The organism is Micromonospora sp. DT44, assembly GCF_049841635.1.
Classification (GTDB): domain Bacteria; phylum Actinomycetota; class Actinomycetes; order Mycobacteriales; family Micromonosporaceae; genus Micromonospora.
Window position 1 is genome coordinate 1 of the sequence record NZ_JBNCKS010000038.1, and the last position, 15330, is coordinate 15330.

Sequence of the window (15330 nt, forward strand, 5' to 3'; positions counted from 1 at the left end):
TTGCCTAGACAACGCCGATCATGGACGCCCTCGCGTCTACTTGCGGTCCCACATCCCTTGGAATCGATCATCTAGGTTTGTTCAGTAGGTCGCTGCGAGGAGGCGTTACGCGACGCGTGCGGCGATGCCTTCGATGTTGCGTCCGCGGTGTAGTTCGAGGTCGGGTTGGCCCTTGAGCGTGTCGTTGACGGACTCGATGAGCTGCCGGATCGGTTTGCCGCCAGGACCCGGACGGCCTTGGCCACCTGCCCGGTAGGCGGCTGCCCTCGACACCCCGAATCCCGACGCTCGGCGCGCAGCAACCGCGCCACGTACCGCACGAGCTCTCTGGGCACGTCGATGATCCCGAGCGACACATCGGTTCCTGTTGAGATCACCTCATCGTTGAACCGCCCACCCGACCGCGCCGTATTACCTGCGCATCGTCAGGACACCTAACCGGAGGTATGGCAGTGGAAGAGGGAGTCCAGCAAGCTGGGCGCAGCAGGAGCGACCCCAACGGGGCCGAAGATGTCGTCGACACCCGAGGCCGCAATCCCAACGTCACCCCACAACAGGCAATGGTTGACCTCTGGAAGTACCTGCCCAGCAAGGAGCAGTTGCTCATGGCCGGCTTCCTGGTTAATAAAGCCAACGAAACGTTCACCGAAGGCGAGCAGCCCAGCACATCTGCGGAAAGAGTTCGGCAACAATTGCAATTCTTCAACAGGCCGCTGAACGAGGCTTTGGATCAGTTGGAGGAGGGGACGGCGGGGGTCAACGAGACTCGCGATTGGATACAAGCTTCCGCGCTCTTCCTCAAGATGGTTGAGACGAAACTTCGAGCCGACAAGAGCCGTCACCGACCCAGCTGGGACCAGGAAAGTCTATTGGAAGACGTGGAGGGTTGGCGCGAGGAATCGGTAAAGGCTGTCGCGGCGCTCGAATTCCTTTCAAGGCACCTGGAGAAACGCCGTCGGCAAAATTAGAAATCAAAATTTGACGGGTTCTTCACCCGACGAGGCGCGTAAAGACGTGATCAAATACCTCGATGATCGCGCTCAGCTGCGCAAAGGAACTAAAAGGCTTGTGTATTTGTACGATGATTCCATGAGCCGCCTGGGGGAACCGCTCCTCGGAGATGAATGGGACAATAAAACAAATAAGACGTTTGCTGAAAAAATGGCCGACCTGCTCTTGGCAGGGGTCTATCACGACGCCCGCCCCTATGGTCAACAATCCCCTGACGTCATGGCAAACAACGCGAGGGTGGCCCAGGACGTCATGGCTGAACTGCAGCGGAGGGGTCTCGGCGGTCACGCGATGATGTCTCTGGCCTCCGATGCTCTGCGGCAGCACAGTCCGGCCGCCCCGTTCCCTCCTCAGGGCCCTCGTGCGGACGTGGCGGCACTCCGGTCGGACGGTGCGCCGGACGGTGCGCCGGACGGGTCCAACGCCGAGGCGTCGACTCGCCCGCCTGCCGCCGCACCACCCCGTGATCCCTCGCCTCGCCGACGCTAGACGGTCAGGCCTAACTACGGTAACGCCCCCGGGGTACCGGAGATAGACGAAGAGCGTTGAGGATCAGTTCGTGACGACTGACCTCAACGCCCTTCCGACCGTACTGTATGCGAACATCGAAGGTGCAGATGGCGCGGGAGATGCTCACCCGGGCGTTGGATGCTGGGGTGCCGGTGGGGTGGGTGACAACTCGACGATCTCGGCCTTGAACTGCGCCGTGAACGACCGCCGAGGCCGTGACCGCTTCTTCCCCACGTTCTCCATGATGCTGGACATCCTCCCGGAGACCCCAGGTCCCCTGATCTCGGATGTCCGTCAAAACGGGGCAGGCCCAACCTAACTGAACGGCGTTGGCACTATACCCCTGAACCGCTGCTCCACGCGCGACGACGCCGTGGCACGGGTGCGGTGCGTGCCCCCCCGGGTTGACCTCGCCACCGATACTCTCCGCCCCATGGTCCTGTTGGCTGGGCGCACCCGACGCCGCCTGCTCCTGGCCCTCCTGTCAGTGGCCTGCGTGCTGATGTGCTGCGGAGCCTTCACCTGGCAGGGCGAGATGCACCAACGACAGGACCGGAGCAAGGCCACGGCCGCCCTGACCACGTACCTGGAGCGGGTTCAGGCCGCCGATTACGGCGCGGCCTACCAGCAGCTCTGCTCGGACGTCGTACCGGAGTACGCCGAGTCGGACTACGCCGCGTTCCTTCGAGAGCACCGCCCGTTCGTCTCGTTCTCCCTCGGCGAGCCGGCGGAGTCCACCGGCATCGACGGCACCTACCTGACCTTCCCGGTCACCCTGGCCTACCCCGACGAAACGACCGGCGTCATGTGGCTGGCTGTGGGCCTGGAGACGGGTGGCCCCAAGGTGTGTGATGGCTTCGATTGGTTGAGGTGACCCACCACGCCGGGCGGGATGGCTGCTGTCATAACCGCGCTCCCGGTCCTACGGTCCGGGGAAGCGCCTGATGGAATTGGAGCCCCCGGCCGGGATCGAACCGGCGACATCTCGCTTACAAGGCGAGTGCTCTGGCCAGCTGAGCTACAGGGGCGCGTGTGTCGACGCCAGCATAGCGACTGGCGTCCGGATATCCCGCTCGCGAGTGCTCCCGAGCACGGGAAACGTCAACAACCCGACGCGCGACGCCGCACCGCGACGTCGATTGATGCCTTGCCGTGCCCGACTGCCCGTAATGCGTAGGCATTGGGTCACTTCCGAGGGTCCCTCGTCTTGGCAGGGCGGGGAAAGCCAATTACGGTGCAGTGACACGGGCGACAGCCCGGCCGCCCTCGCGACCGACTGCCGTCCGCTGACCGGCACGGGCTCGTGCCGGTTGCTCCTTCACTCGGATCGTCCGGCACGTTCCTGCCGGTGAAAGGAAGCGCACCACCATGGCTACGGTCACCTATTCCAAGGCGTCCCGGATCTACCCGGGCACCGAGCGTCCCGCCGTCAACGAGCTCAACCTCGAGATCGGCGACGGCGAGTTCCTCGTTCTGGTCGGCCCGTCGGGTTGTGGCAAGTCCACCAGCCTGCGGATGCTCGCCGGTCTCGAGGACGTCGACGCCGGCTCGATCTACATCGACCAGCGCGACGTCACCCACCTTCCCCCGAAGGCCCGCGACATCGCGATGGTCTTCCAGAACTACGCCCTCTACCCGCACATGACGGTGTACGAGAACATGGCGTTCGCCCTGAAGCTGCGCAAGACCTCCAAGTCGGAGATCGACCGGCGGGTCAAGGAGGCGGCCGGGCTGCTCCAGCTTGAGGAGTACCTCAGCCGCAAGCCGAAGGCGCTCTCCGGTGGTCAGCGTCAGCGTGTCGCCATGGGCCGGGCGATCGTCCGCGAGCCGCAGGTCTTCCTCATGGACGAGCCGCTGTCGAACCTCGACGCCAAGCTGCGTGTCCAGACCCGTACGCAGATCGCGTCGCTCCAGGCCAAGCTGGGCGTCACCACCGTCTACGTCACGCACGACCAGGTCGAGGCCATGACCATGGGCCACCGGGTCGCCGTGCTGCTCGACGGTGTCCTCCAGCAGGTGGACACCCCGCGGGCGCTCTACGACACCCCGGCCAACGTGTTCGTCGCCGGCTTCATGGGCTCTCCCGCCATGAACATCAAGACCGTTCCGCTGAACGAGCGGGGCGCCGAGTTCGCCGAGCTGCAGATCCCGCTGACCCGGGAGCAGGTCGAGGCGGCCCGCGCCGAGGGTGGCGACGGCAAGGTCACCGTGGGCTTCCGCCCGGAGGACTGCGAGCTGGTCAGCTCGACCGAGGGCGGCATGCCGGTCGTGGTCGAACTGGTCGAGGACCTCGGTTCGGACGCCAACGTCTACGGCCACGCCGCGCTGGGTGGCAACTCGGAGCGCTTCGTCGTCCGTACCGACCGGCGCAGCATGCCGAACATGGGTGACACCGTCTTCGTCAAGCCGGTCGCCGGTCGCAGCCACGTCTTCCACGCCGCCACCGGCAGCCGGATCTGACGTAACGCCGTACACGCGAGGGGCGGTCCGCTGCGGCGGGCCGCCCCTTTCGTCGTACCCGGGAGGGGTCGTCATCCCCGGGAGCCAGCGCGAGCGTGGCTCCCCGGGGTGACGCGGCGGGGTGTGCCGTATCCCTAGCGTTCGCGGCACACCGAGCCCGAGGAGACGCCGTGTCCGCCACCGCCACCGTTCACCGGAACCAGATCATCCACCGGGCCGGCCGCAGCCTCGCCTACTGCGCGACGCTGGTGCCGGTCGCCCTGTTCACGCTGGTTGCCACGCCGGTGGGCGGGGCCGACGCCGCTGTCGCGCGGTGGCGGAGCCTGCGGACCGGCCTGCTCGGCGCACCCCCGACGGCCGTGCCCGGCCGGCGACCCGGAACGCTCGCGGTGCTCGGTCACGCGCTGCTCAGCCTGCTGCTCGGCCTCGTGGCCCTGCTGCCGATCGGCGTCGAGGTGTTGATGGTGTTGCGCGGCGTCCTGTATCGGGTGGTCGATCCCGGCCCGTACGACCACTCCTGGGGCGGTCCGAGCCGGGCCGGCGCGTGGCTGGCGCACTTCCTCATCGGCCTGCCAATGGCGGCCGGCGGGCTGGCCGCGCTCATCGGCATCGCCGCCGTGCACCAACGACTGACCCGACGCCTCGACGGGGAGCGGGGTCCGGCCCGGCTGCTGCCGGCCACGCTGCTGATGGCGGTGGCCGGTGCGGTCTTCTTCGTCGCCTGGCTCCACCAGATCTGACGGCGAGGCCCCCTACCGCTTTCGAGCGGTAGGGGGCCTCGTCGACGTCGTTACAGCTCGACCGAGCGGCGGCGGGCGACCTCGGCCAGGGTGACCGCGGCGGCCACGCTCGCGTTGAGCGACTCCACCTCGGAGATCATCGGGATGCTGACGGTCAGGTCGCAGGTCTCCCCGACCAGCCGGGACAACCCGCGTCCCTCGGAACCGACGACCACCACCAGCGGGCCGACGGCGGCCTCCAGGTCGTACAGGTCGGTGTCGCCGTCGGCGTCCAGGCCGACCACCATGAAACCGGCGTCCCGGCAGGCCTTCAGCGACCGGGTCAGGTTGGTGACCTGGGCCACCGGCACCCGCGCGGCCGCGCCGGCACTGGTCCGCCAGGCGGTCGCGGTGATCCCGGCGGCACGACGCTCGGGTACGAAGACACCCTGCGCGCCGAACGCCGCGGCCGACCGGATCACGGCACCCAGGTTGCGCGGGTCGGTGACCCCGTCCAGCGCGACCAGCAGCGGGGCCTGCTGCTCCAGCGACGCGGCCACCATGTCCTCGAAGGGCTGGTACGCGAACGGCGGCACCTGCAACCCGACGCCCTGGTGCAGCACCCCACCGGTCATCCGGTCCAGTTCGGCCCGGCTGATCTCCAGGTTGGCGATGCCCCGGTCGGCGGCGGTCCGGATGATCTCCTTGGTCCGCTCGTCCACGTCGATGCCCTGGGCCGTGTAGAGCGCCGTCGCCGGCACCTGGGCGCGCAGCGCCTCCAGCACCGGGTTGCGCCCGACCAACAGCTCCGGGGAGTCCTTGGACGGGTTGGACTTGCGCCCCGGGGAGACCCGGGGACCGGACCGCGAGGTGGGCTTGCCACCCCGACCGCCGGTCGCGGCACGACCGACCGGTACGCCCCGACCGCCACCCTTGCCCCAGGTGGTGTCCTTGCTGCCCGGCTGACCGATCTTCGGGGCACGCCCCTCCTCGGCCGCCACCCGGCGCTCCTTGTCCTGCTTCCAGGCGGTGCGCTGCGGCAGCTTCTCGGTGCCCGAGTAGCCCTTGTGCCACGGCCGCTCGTCAGCGGGAAGGGTGCGACCCCGCCCGGCGAGGGAGTCCTTGTTCTTGCCGCCGGTGCCCTTGGGGGCGCCTGCCTTCGACGTCAGTCGCCGGCCACGGCGCTGCGAGTTGCCGGCCATCAGTCCTGCTCTCCAATAGTCCAACGGGGGCCCTGGGGGGTGTCCTCGACCACCACGCCGGCCAGCTTGAGCTGGTCACGTACCGCGTCCGCGGCAGCCCAGTCCTTGCGGCCCCGGGCCTGCGCGCGCTGCTCCAGGGCCAGCGCGATCAGGGAGTCCACCACGGCGCGCAGATCGTCCGAACGACCGCCGCCGGTCCACGCCTCGTCGAGGGGGTCGATGCCGAGGATATCCAGCATCGCGCGTACGACGGCCAGGGTGGTGCGGACAGTCACATCGTCGCCGGCGCTCAGCGCGGTGTTGCCGTCCCGAAGGTGCTGTTGCAGCACGGCCAGCGCGGCGGACGTGTTGAGGTCGTCGTCCATCGCCGCGACGAAACCGGCCGGCAGTTCGCCGAGCTGCCCGGCGCCCACCCGCTCGACGGCCCGCTGGACGAAACCCTCGATCCGGCGGTACGCGGTGGCCGCCTCGCGCAGCGAGTCCTCCGAGTAGTCGATCACCGAGCGGTAGTGCGCGGTGGCGTAGTAGTAGCGCAGCTCCACCGGCCGCACGCCGAGCGAGTCGACGTACGCGAGGCCCAGGGCGTTACCCGCCGACTTGCCCATCTTGGCCCCGCCGATGCTGAGCAGGCCGTGGTGCACCCAGTAGCGGGCGAACGGCAGCCCGGCCGCCTGGGACTGGGCGATCTCGTTCTCGTGGTGCGGGAACGTCAGGTCCAGACCACCGCCGTGGATGTCGAACTCCGGGCCCAGGTAGCGCCAGCACATCGCCGAGCACTCGATGTGCCAGCCCGGGCGGCCCAGCCCCCACGGAGACGGCCAGTACGCGTCCGCCGGCTCGTCCGGCTTGGCGCCCTTCCAGAGGGCGAAGTCGCGCGGATCCCGCTTACCCCGGTCCGGCGCGTCGCCGGCCGACTGCATCGCGTCCGGCGACTGGCCCGACAGCGACCCGTACGCCGGCCAGGACGCCACATCGAAGTAGACGTCGCCGGAGCCGTCGGTGGCCGGGTACGCGTGCCCGTCCGTGATCAGCTTGGTGATCAGCTCGTGCATCTCCGGGATGTGCCCGGTGGCGCGCGGCTCGTAGGTGGGCGACAGCACGTTCAACGCCCGGTACGACTCGGCGAGGATCAACTCGTTGGCGTACGCGATCGACCAGAACGGCCGACCCTGCTCACCCGCCTTGACGAGGATCTTGTCGTCGATGTCGGTCAGGTTGCGGATGAACGTGACCTCGTAGCCGGCAGCGAGCAACCAGCGGCGCAGCACGTCGTAGTTGACGCCGGAGCGAAGGTGGCCGATGTGCGGCGGTGCCTGGAGGGTGAGACCACACAGGTAGACCCCCACCTTGCCGGCTTCCCGCGGGACGAAGTCCCGCACCGATCGGGTGGCGGTGTCATACAGGCGTAGCGTCACCGTACAAGGGTAGCCGTCCGCGCCTGTCCGGGTCCGCCGGTGCCGGGTCGTACGCTGCGTGCTGTGGATGCGACGGCAGGGTCCAACCGGACCGGGGAGACGTCCCAGACGCTCGACCGGGGTCTACGGCTTCTGCACCTGGTGGCCGATACGCCGGCCGGGCTGACCGTCAGCGAGGCGGCGAACCGACTCGGCGTTGGCCGGGCGGCCGTCTACCGGCTGGTCGGCCCGCTGACCGGGCACGGCATGCTGCGCCGGGGCAGCGATGGCCGACTCCGGATCGGCGCGGGCGTGCTGCACCTGGCCCGACGCGCCCAGCCGCTGCTCGCCGAGGGAGCGTTGCCGGCGCTGCGCCGACTCGCCGAACAGGCCGGCGCGACCGCCCACCTGACCGTGGTGGACGGCGGTGAGGGTGTCGCCCTGGCGGTGGTCGAGCCGAGTTGGACGTCGTTCCACGTCGCTTACCGAACGGGGGCGCGACACCCCCTGGACCGGGGCGCGGCGGGTCGGGCCATCCTGGCCGGCCGGAGCGGCACGGCCGACCCGGTGAGCAGCAGCGGCGAGTTGGAATCCGGGGCGTACGGGGTGGCCGCGCCGGTGCTCGGCGTACCGGGCCTGGAGGCCAGCGTCGGCGTGGTCGCGCTCGCCCCGCTGGACGTCGCCCTGGTCGGCCCCCAGGTGCAGGCCGCCGCGACGGCGGTGGCGGCCATTCTCTGCTGACCCCTTGATCCACCCCGGGTTTGTTGAAGTCGGGCTGTCCGGGCAACCGCGACGCCCCGACTTCCAGGACCCCGCCCACCCATAGCAAGATCTTCGAGGCGATTCGTGGTTGTCCACAGGCACTCGCGTGGCCCTTGGCGGGGTTGTCCACAGGGGTTTCGGGCGGGTGGCGACCGGCAGCACGCTGCTCGGCATGCCACCACGTCCGTACCGACCCGACGCCCTGACCTGGCAGGTTTTCCGCGGCTCCGACGTCGTCCGGGATGGCCTGCTCACCGAGCACCAGCTACGCAGCAGCGCCTGGGTACGACTTCGCCACGACATCTACGCCGACGCCCGGCTGGGCAGGGACCACGCCCTGGCCTGCCGCGCCGCGCTCCTGCGGCTGCCGCCCGGGGTGGTCGTGGGTGGTCCGTCGGCCGCCTTCCTGCACGGCGTCGAGCACGCCGCCGCGTTCACCGACGACGTGCACATCCTCGCGCCCCGACCGTTGCGGGTCGGCGCTCAACGCGGCCTTCGGGTGCATGCCCACACCACGTCCGAACACGCCGCCACCGGCCCGCGCGTAAGCGGTCCGATGCCTGAACGGGCGGCCCCCTATCCGCCGGCGACCGGTCCCTCGAAAGCGAGACGCCCGACCGGCGCGACCCGCCCACCGGGACCGGAACGCCTGGCGCGCGGCCCACTGCCCTGCTCGAGTCCCGCGCGGTGCGCCTGGGAGACGGCGGTCTGGCTCGACCCGGTCCGCGCGCTCCCCATCATCGACACGTTGCTCGGGCGGGGACTGACCGACAGCGCCGCGCTGGCCAAGGAGGCAGCCCTCAACACGGACCGACCCGGGGCTCGCCGGGCGGACTGGCTCTTCGACCTGGCCGACGGTCGGGCCCAGTCGCCGCCGGAGTCACAGCTACGGGCGCGGTTGGTGCTGGACGGCCTGCCATGCCCCGTCGTCCAACATCCGGTACGCCTGCCCAACGGAGTGGTCCTGCACCCCGACCTGGCGTGGCCCACCTACCGGGTGGCGGTCGAGTACGACGGGAAGTGGCACTCCGACATCGACCAGTTGCACCGTGACCGCCGACGGCTCAACCTGCTGGTGGGCGCGGGTTGGCTGGTGCTCCACGTGACCAGTCGACGGATGCACGCCGAGTTCCCGGCGGTGCTGCGCGAGGTGCGCGCCGCCCTGAACGCCCGCGGCTGGCGACGATGAGCGCCCGCGCCGCGGCGGCGATCGCCCGCGCCCCGGCGGCGAATGCCCGTGATCGACTCGGCTTCCTGGAAACCGGGCTGTCCGGGGCGCCGCGACACCCCGCCTTGCAAGAAACCGAGTCGATCATCGCGCCCATCCGCCCGGAGAGGCCGGGCGCCGGACGCGGCAGGGCCCGGCCGACGAGTGTCGACCGGGCCCTGCGGGCGGTGCGTTACGGGCGGGCGTTACGGGCGGGCGTTGAGCTTGAGCGGGGTCTTCACCGCCGCGTAGGCGTCGATGATCCCGTACCCGTAGAAGCCGTTGAAGTTGAGCCCACCGGCGCAGTACGCGTCGAAGGTCTCGTCACGGCCCTCGTTGCGGTACTGCTGAAGGCGCGGCTCCGGGCAGGCGTGCTCGGCCGCCGTGCGGTAGAGGTGCTGCTCCACCTGGTCCGGGGACATGCCGAAGCCACCTCGGCCCTGCGGCTTGCCGTACCGGCTGACGATCAGCGCGGCCACACCGGCGGCGTGCGGGGACGCCATCGAGGTGCCCTGGAGGTAGGTGTAGTAGCCGCACTCACCGTTGCGCTTGCACTGCTTGAAGACGGACTCCTCGAACCCGGCGACGATGTTGCCGTCGGCGTCGACCGAGCCCTCCTCCTGGAGCACGTGCTTCGGGTAGGACGACAGGATCATGTTGGCGTCGGCGCGGTAGGTGTCCGTGCCGAAGCCGTCGCGGAACCAGCCGCCCGGCGCGGCGATCGAAATCTGCTCGGTGCCGTAGTTGGAGTAGTCGGCCTTCTTGCCGGACGGGCCGACCGACGACACGCCGATCACGTGCGGGCCCTCGGTGGGCAGGTCCCAGCAGCTGTTGTTGTCGATCGGGCGCGGGTACGGGTCGGCGCCGTAGTCCGGGCTGGACGTGTCGGTACGGGGAGCGCCCAGGTCCTCGTGGTTGTTGCCGAGCGCGCCGACCAGGGTGACGCCCTTGTTGTGGGCGAAGACCAGCGCCCGCTTCATGGCCTTGATGATGGCCCGCTGCTCGGCCTGCGCCTCGGGCGAGTCGGCCGGGTTGGCGGTGCAGTTGTAGAGCCACGGGTCGACGTAGAACGACATGTTGACCACGTCGATCCCGTTGCGGCCGGCGTAGACCAGGGCGTTGACGACCGGGTCGAGGAAGAAGTAGCCGGAGTCCTGGCCACCCTTGAGCTCGACCAGCGACACGTTCGGGGCGACACCGGAGAGGCCGAAGCCATTGGCGGCGGCGCCGATGGTGCCGGCCACGTGGGTGCCGTGCCCGCCGTCGTCGGTGCCGACCGGGTCGAGGCAGCTCGGCACCTCGCAGGGGCCGTCCACGTCGATCACGTCGGGTGCGAAGTTGCGCGACAACGCCCAGTTGAAGTTGGGCGCGATGTCCGGGTTGCTGGCGTCGACGCCGGTGTCCAGCACGCCGACGGTCACCCGACGGTCACCGGGCTCGATCTTGCGGGCCTTGTCGGCCCGGATCATCTCCAGGCCCCAGAGCTTGTCGTCGAGCGGGTCCATCTTGGTCCCGCGTCGGGCGGCAGCGCCGGCGACGGCCTTGGTGGCAGCCGTCAGGTTCTCCTGCTCGACCCGGTCCAGCTTCGGCTTGCGGCCGATGGCCTTCTGCTCGGCGGCGCCGACCAGGGTCGGCGCGGCGGCGGCCCGGGCCGCGAAGTCAGCCCGGTCACTGGTGACCTGGAACATGCCGACCTCGTCGGACGAGGACACCACCGTGCCACCGGCGGCCCGGATGGCGGCGACCGCCGTGTCGGCGGCCACCCCGTCCTCGGCGACCACCGTGAAGGTGCGGGACGTGCTCGGCGCGGCGCTGGCCGGTACACCCAGGCCCGCTGCCGTAAGTGCCAGTACCGCTGCGGTCGCGACGGCACCGACAGTGAAGCGCTTGCTCACCACATCGAATCCTCTCGTTGAGGGACGTGGCGTCATCACACAACACTCGACGGGTTCCCGCCAGATCAACGTCCGTTATGCCGGTGAATCTGTCCATCCTCGGCCCAGGCCGATGCCCAGATCCACCCGGTCGGACGATGCTGCCGGCAGATCCGACAGGACCGTCGGCAGTTCGGCCAGGGTGGACACCTCCGCGTCGGGGATGAGACCGGCCGGGCGGGGCAGCCCGTGCCGGTTCAGCCACACCGAACGCAGACCGGCCCGCCGGGGCGCCACCACGTCGTGCTCCCACGAGTCGCCGACGTACACGATCTGCTCAGCGGGCACCCCGGCAACCTCGACCACCGCCGCGTAGAACTCCGGGGCGGGCTTCTTGGGCAGGCCGTTCTCGTGCGCGTACACCTCGAAGGCGAACTCGCCGGCGAGCCCGCAGCGTTCGGCGCGGCTGTTGCCGTTCGTGGCGAAGCCCAGCGTGTACCGGCGGCGCAGCGCCACCAGCGCCGGTGGGACGTCCGGGAACGGCCGGGTGAGGGCGAACCGGCGGGCGAAGAAGAGGTCGGCGATCTCGTCGAGGTGATCGCCGAGGCCGGCGCGGGCCAGCGACCGGGCCAGCGCGGCGCGGCGGATCTCCATGACCGGGGCGGCGCTCAGCTCACCGAAGACCGCTCCCCAGTCGGACTCCAACTCGGCGAGCGTCACGCCGGCGGCGTCGGGTGTGCGACGCCGCATCTCGTCGAGGACGGCCACCAGCCCGCCGGTCACCGCCGGCCGCAGGTCGAGCAGGGTCTCGTCGGCGTCGAACACCACAGTGGTCAGCACGTCCGCCACTGTCTCACCGGGTGCCGGCCGCCAGCGCGGGCTCGGGCCCGGCGGGCGCGGGCACGCCGCGCAGCTCGTCGAGGCGTACCAGGGCGACCCCGGCGACGATCAGCAGGCCACCGAGGAGTTGCCAGGCGGTCGGGAGTTCGTCGAGGAACAGCCAGGCGATGAGCACGGCGAACAGCACCTCGGTCAGCCCGACGAACGACGACAGCCGGGGGCCGAGGATCCGGTTGCCGGCGATGCCGGCCAGGTACGCGATCACGGCGGCGACGAGGGTGAGCCCGACGATGGGCAGCAGCCAGGTGGTGCGCTGCCCGGCGAAGGTGACCTCGCCGAAAGTGGCACGCAGCGGCAGCAGCCCGGTCACCCCGATGAGCAGCAGCACGGCCGCGCCGACGGCCATCCCGCCGCTGGCCATGGCGACCGACGGCAGGCGGGGGTCGACCCGGCCGGCGAGTACGAAGTAGCCGGCCAGGCCGAACGCGGCGCCCAGCCCCCACACCACGCCGACCGGGTCGAAGCCGGCGTTGCCGGTGAGGTCCAGGACGAACGCCAACCCGAGCATCGCGGCGGCAGAGCCGGCCACGGTGAGCCGCCGGGGGCGCTGGCCGTGCCGCAGCCACATCCAGCCCACGACGAGGATGATGCCCAGGTATTCCAGCAGGAGCGCGATGCCGACCGGCAGGTAGCGCACGGCGTTGAAGAAGCACACCTGCGCCAGGGCCACACCGAGCAGCCCGAACATCACGACCGCCGTGCTGTTGTCGCGCAGCACGTGCCACCTGCCGCGCAACGACAGCAGGGCGGGGATCGCGAGCACCAGGGCGGCCACTCCGACCCGGGCGATGACCGCGGCCTCGGCCGACCACCCGGCGTCGATGAGCGAGCGCGCGAAGGTGCCCGAGGTGGCGAACGTGACGGCGGAGAGCAGCGCCAGCGCGGCGCCGACGGCGGGTCGTTGCGGCATCTCGCGCTCCTCGCTGGGACACAGGTGTCATGGGCAAACTATCCTTGCGCCCATGACGCTAGGCGGCCATCGTGACAGGAGTCAAGTTGCTATTCGCTCATGACACCGAATGCTCGCTGATCGCCGCCACCGCGCTGGTCAACACCGGAGGCCGCGACGGTGAGCTGCTGCCCGACGTCGCCGCGCTGGACGCGTTCTTCGTCCGGCACACCTACAGCGGGCGGCACGAGCACACCGACGCCGAACTACGCGCCGTACGACAGTTGCGCCCCCGCCTGCGCCGCATCTGGGACGCCGAACCGCCCGAGGTCGTCGACATCATCAACGGCCTGCTCCGCGAACACCGGGCGCTGCCGCAGCTCATCGAGCACGACGACGAGCCGTACCACCTGCACGCCGTGCCCCGCGACGCGCCGCTGGCCACCCGCATGGCGGTGGAGGCGGCCATGGCGATCGCCGACCTGGTCCGGACCGGCGAGCTGAGCCGGCTGCGCATCTGCGAGCACCCGGACTGCGACAACGTCGTCGTCGACCTGTCCCGCAACCGGTCGCGACGGTTCTGCGAGGCCGGTTGCGGCAACCGCGCGGCCGTGACCGCCTACCGGGCCCGCAAGGCCGCCGGCCGGTCCTGAGCGACGTCGGCGGCCAGCAGCTCGTACTCCACCTCACCCTGCTCGGTCCCCGGGATCGGGTCGTCGAAGTCCAGGTGGAACGTCCGCACGTACCGCAGCCCCGCCCTCTCCATCACCCGGCGGGACCGCTCGTTGACCGCCATCGTCTGCGCCCACACGCGGCGCACGCCCACCACGTCGAGCGCGTACCGGACCAGCGCCCGGGACCCCTCCGTCGCCAGGCCGCGCCCCCACGTCGCGCGGCGCAGCCGGTAGCCCAACTCGGCCTCGGTGCCGCCCGCCGACGGGTCGAGCGCGAACCACCCCAGGAACTCACCGGACGCCCGGTCGAGCGCCGCCCAACGCCCCAGGCCCGGATGCTGTTCGTACTGGGCGAGCAGCCTCGGCAACTGCTCGTCCCGCACGGTGGCGAGCGGCGTGGCGACGCCACCGGTGAGGAACCGCATCACCTCGGGATCGCCGTCCAGCTCGACGAGCGCGTCCACGTCGGCCCTGGTCAACCGGCGCATCCGCAGCCGCTCGGTCGACGGAGGTTGTCCACCCATGGACCGGATCATCGCGCCGCCGCGGGACACCGTCGAGCCGATTACCCGCAAGATCCGCGCAACTTCGGGGAAGCTGCTGCCTCACGCCGCGCGGAAGCAGCAGTTTCCCCGAAGTTGCGCAGGAAACCCCGCGACCACCGTCGCGGGCAGGGCCGTCACGTCAGTGCGGGGGCGCGACCACGAAGAGCCGCCAGGAGTACGCGTCGACCACCAGCACGGGCCCGTCCGAGTCCTTACTGTCTCGCACCCCGACCACGCCCCCCAGATTCGTAGCCACCTCGACGCACCAGTTGTCCTGGTTACTGCGGCTGCTCTTGCGCCAGCGTGCCTCGGTCAGCTCCACGACTCGGCCACCTCGCTGATCAACTCGATCGACGCCTGCGGGGGCAGGGCTTCGCCCAGGGTAGCCTCCCAGACCCGCTGCAACCGCCGCAGATCCTTGGGCTGGTCCAGTTCCTGACCGCGAACCTGGCACTCCAGGTAGGCCACTTCCGTGCCGTCGGGCAGGGCGGCGAGCGCGAACTGCCCACCGAGCCCCGGATACTCCTCGGCGGAGCGCGGCACCACGTGTAGCCGGACTCGTGGGTGCGACGTGGCGATGCTGGCCAGGTGCAGGGCCTGGTCGCGCATCGCCTTCCGCCCGCCGACCCGTCGTCGCAGCACCGCCTCGTCCAGCACCACCACCATCTGCGGCGCACTCTCGCCGCGCAACACGTCCTGCCGGTTCATCCGGTCGACCAGCCGCCGGTCGACCTCCTCGGGGACGAGCAGGTTGCCCGCCTCGAAGACCGCCCGGGCGTAGGCCTCGGTCTGAAACAGCCCCGGCACGTAACAGGGCTCGTACCACCGGACCGCGCGCGCCTGCGCAAAGATCGTCTGCCAGCCTCGCAGCCAGGGTTGCGCACGGTCCAGGCTGACCAACTCGGTGGACATGCGGCTGAAGAGGCCGCCGGTGTCCAGGGCGCGGTCGAGGAGTTCCAGGTACTTCGCGGTGGGCGGCTGCTGGCCCAACTCGATCGCGCTCACCATCGACGGCGAGTAGTTGACCGCCTTGGCCAACTCGTCCTGGCTCCAGCCTCGGCGGGTCCGCGCCCGGCGCAGCTCCGCGACCAGAAACGCCGCCGCCGTCATCTGCCCATCGGCCATGCCCGACCACTCTCCAACCCGCCGGCGATCAACTCCAAACGGCCAACAGAGCCGGCAC

At 70.3% G+C, this 15330-nt stretch carries 16 protein-coding genes, 1 tRNA gene and 1 pseudogene; 7 read left to right on the forward strand and 11 right to left on the reverse strand.

Features of this window, described 5'->3' with window-relative positions; translation table 11 throughout:
• Positions 1-108 precede the first annotated feature (108 nt).
• Positions 109-216, reverse strand: a pseudogene (locus ACLQ25_RS21450) (IS982 family transposase); the annotation flags it as partial.
• Between the two features lie 236 nt (positions 217-452).
• Here ACLQ25_RS21450 and ACLQ25_RS21455 point away from each other — a divergent pair.
• Positions 453-968: a hypothetical protein gene (locus tag ACLQ25_RS21455; RefSeq protein WP_425732587.1), complete on the forward strand. Its 516-nt coding sequence runs from the start codon at positions 453-455 to the stop codon at positions 966-968.
• 22 nt (positions 969-990) lie between these two features.
• Here ACLQ25_RS21455 and ACLQ25_RS21460 read toward each other — a convergent pair whose 3' ends face one another.
• Positions 991-1299 carry a hypothetical protein gene (locus ACLQ25_RS21460; RefSeq protein WP_425732588.1) on the reverse strand — a complete coding sequence of 103 codons (309 nt, stop codon included), beginning with the start codon at positions 1297-1299 and terminating at the stop codon, positions 991-993.
• Between the two features lie 655 nt (positions 1300-1954).
• On the opposite strand from ACLQ25_RS21460, the gene ACLQ25_RS21465 reads away from it, so the two are divergent.
• Positions 1955-2395 carry a hypothetical protein gene (locus tag ACLQ25_RS21465; RefSeq protein WP_425732589.1) on the forward strand — a complete coding sequence of 147 codons (441 nt, stop codon included), beginning with the start codon at positions 1955-1957 and terminating at the stop codon, positions 2393-2395.
• A gap of 77 nt (positions 2396-2472) precedes the next feature.
• Here ACLQ25_RS21465 and ACLQ25_RS21470 read toward each other — a convergent pair.
• A tRNA-Thr gene (locus tag ACLQ25_RS21470) sits at positions 2473-2549 on the reverse strand.
• A gap of 340 nt (positions 2550-2889) precedes the next feature.
• On the opposite strand from ACLQ25_RS21470, the gene ACLQ25_RS21475 reads away from it, so the two are divergent.
• Both ACLQ25_RS21475 and ACLQ25_RS21480 read left to right on the forward strand, forming a co-directional pair.
• A complete protein-coding gene (locus tag ACLQ25_RS21475) occupies positions 2890-3981 on the forward strand; it encodes an ABC transporter ATP-binding protein (protein WP_425732590.1) in 1092 nt (363 codons plus the stop codon).
• 170 nt (positions 3982-4151) lie between these two features.
• Complete coding sequence (locus ACLQ25_RS21480; protein WP_425732591.1) at positions 4152-4721, forward strand: hypothetical protein; 570 nt, start codon at positions 4152-4154, stop codon at positions 4719-4721.
• Between the two features lie 50 nt (positions 4722-4771).
• Here ACLQ25_RS21480 and rlmB read toward each other — a convergent pair whose 3' ends face one another.
• Positions 4772-5902, reverse strand: coding sequence for a 23S rRNA (guanosine(2251)-2'-O)-methyltransferase RlmB (gene rlmB / locus ACLQ25_RS21485; protein WP_425732592.1), 1131 nt, complete (start codon positions 5900-5902; stop codon positions 4772-4774).
• The gene (cysS, locus tag ACLQ25_RS21490; RefSeq protein ID WP_425732593.1) at positions 5902-7317 is read right to left on the reverse strand and encodes a cysteine--tRNA ligase; all 1416 of its coding nucleotides are present in this window, start codon (positions 7315-7317) and stop codon (positions 5902-5904) included. The genes rlmB and cysS overlap by 1 nt, the downstream gene beginning before the upstream one ends.
• A gap of 54 nt (positions 7318-7371) precedes the next feature.
• Here cysS and ACLQ25_RS21495 point away from each other — a divergent pair, with 54 nt between their 5' ends.
• Together ACLQ25_RS21495 and ACLQ25_RS21500 are read left to right on the forward strand one after the other, a co-directional pair.
• Positions 7372-8037: an IclR family transcriptional regulator gene (locus ACLQ25_RS21495; protein ID WP_425732659.1), complete on the forward strand. Its 666-nt coding sequence runs from the start codon at positions 7372-7374 to the stop codon at positions 8035-8037.
• 193 nt (positions 8038-8230) lie between these two features.
• Positions 8231-9247, forward strand: coding sequence for a hypothetical protein (locus ACLQ25_RS21500; protein WP_425732594.1), 1017 nt, complete (start codon positions 8231-8233; stop codon positions 9245-9247).
• Between the two features lie 224 nt (positions 9248-9471).
• On the opposite strand, the gene ACLQ25_RS21505 is transcribed toward ACLQ25_RS21500, so the two are convergent.
• From ACLQ25_RS21505 to ACLQ25_RS21515, 3 genes are all read right to left on the reverse strand, one after another.
• The gene (locus ACLQ25_RS21505; RefSeq protein WP_425732595.1) at positions 9472-11160 is read right to left on the reverse strand and encodes a S8 family serine peptidase; all 1689 of its coding nucleotides are present in this window, start codon (positions 11158-11160) and stop codon (positions 9472-9474) included.
• A 75-nt stretch (positions 11161-11235) separates the two neighbouring features.
• Positions 11236-11979 carry an HAD family hydrolase gene (locus ACLQ25_RS21510; RefSeq protein WP_425732596.1) on the reverse strand — a complete coding sequence of 248 codons (744 nt, stop codon included), beginning with the start codon at positions 11977-11979 and terminating at the stop codon, positions 11236-11238.
• A 13-nt stretch (positions 11980-11992) separates the two neighbouring features.
• Positions 11993-12949 (reverse strand): EamA family transporter, encoded by a 957-nt coding sequence (locus tag ACLQ25_RS21515; RefSeq protein ID WP_425732597.1) that lies wholly within the window; start codon positions 12947-12949, stop codon positions 11993-11995.
• Positions 12950-13035: 86 nt separating this feature from the next.
• Here ACLQ25_RS21515 and ACLQ25_RS21520 point away from each other — a divergent pair, with 86 nt between their 5' ends.
• Positions 13036-13581: a CGNR zinc finger domain-containing protein gene (locus ACLQ25_RS21520; protein WP_425732598.1), complete on the forward strand. Its 546-nt coding sequence runs from the start codon at positions 13036-13038 to the stop codon at positions 13579-13581.
• Here the strand turns inward: ACLQ25_RS21520 and ACLQ25_RS21525 are convergent.
• The 3 genes from ACLQ25_RS21525 to ACLQ25_RS21535 form a co-directional block, all read right to left on the reverse strand.
• A complete protein-coding gene (locus ACLQ25_RS21525) occupies positions 13548-14126 on the reverse strand; it encodes a GNAT family N-acetyltransferase (protein WP_425732599.1) in 579 nt (192 codons plus the stop codon). The genes ACLQ25_RS21520 and ACLQ25_RS21525 overlap by 34 nt on opposite strands.
• A 160-nt stretch (positions 14127-14286) precedes the next feature.
• Positions 14287-14469, reverse strand: a complete 183-nt coding sequence (locus ACLQ25_RS21530; RefSeq protein ID WP_425732600.1) for a DUF397 domain-containing protein — start codon at positions 14467-14469, stop codon at positions 14287-14289.
• Positions 14460-15272, reverse strand: a complete 813-nt coding sequence (locus ACLQ25_RS21535) for a helix-turn-helix domain-containing protein (RefSeq protein WP_425732601.1) — start codon at positions 15270-15272, stop codon at positions 14460-14462. Before ACLQ25_RS21535 ends, ACLQ25_RS21530 begins: the two co-directional genes overlap by 10 nt.
• Between the last annotated feature and the right edge of the window lie 58 nt (positions 15273-15330).

Bases quoted from the DNA above. Each gene is read 5' to 3' on its own strand.
- rlmB (WP_425732592.1), bottom strand. From the start codon at position 5,902: ATGGCCGGCAACTCGCAGCGCCGTGGCCGGCGACTGACGTCGAAGGCA.
- ACLQ25_RS21535 (WP_425732601.1), bottom strand. From the start codon at position 15,272: ATGGCCGATGGGCAGATGACGGCGGCGGCGTTTCTGGTCGCGGAGCTG.
- ACLQ25_RS21515 (WP_425732597.1), bottom strand. From the start codon at position 12,949: ATGCCGCAACGACCCGCCGTCGGCGCCGCGCTGGCGCTGCTCTCCGCC.
- ACLQ25_RS21475 (WP_425732590.1), top strand. From the start codon at position 2,890: ATGGCTACGGTCACCTATTCCAAGGCGTCCCGGATCTACCCGGGCACC.
- ACLQ25_RS21525 (WP_425732599.1), bottom strand. From the start codon at position 14,126: ATGGGTGGACAACCTCCGTCGACCGAGCGGCTGCGGATGCGCCGGTTG.
- ACLQ25_RS21465 (WP_425732589.1), top strand. From the start codon at position 1,955: ATGGTCCTGTTGGCTGGGCGCACCCGACGCCGCCTGCTCCTGGCCCTC.
- ACLQ25_RS21500 (WP_425732594.1), top strand. From the start codon at position 8,231: ATGCCACCACGTCCGTACCGACCCGACGCCCTGACCTGGCAGGTTTTC.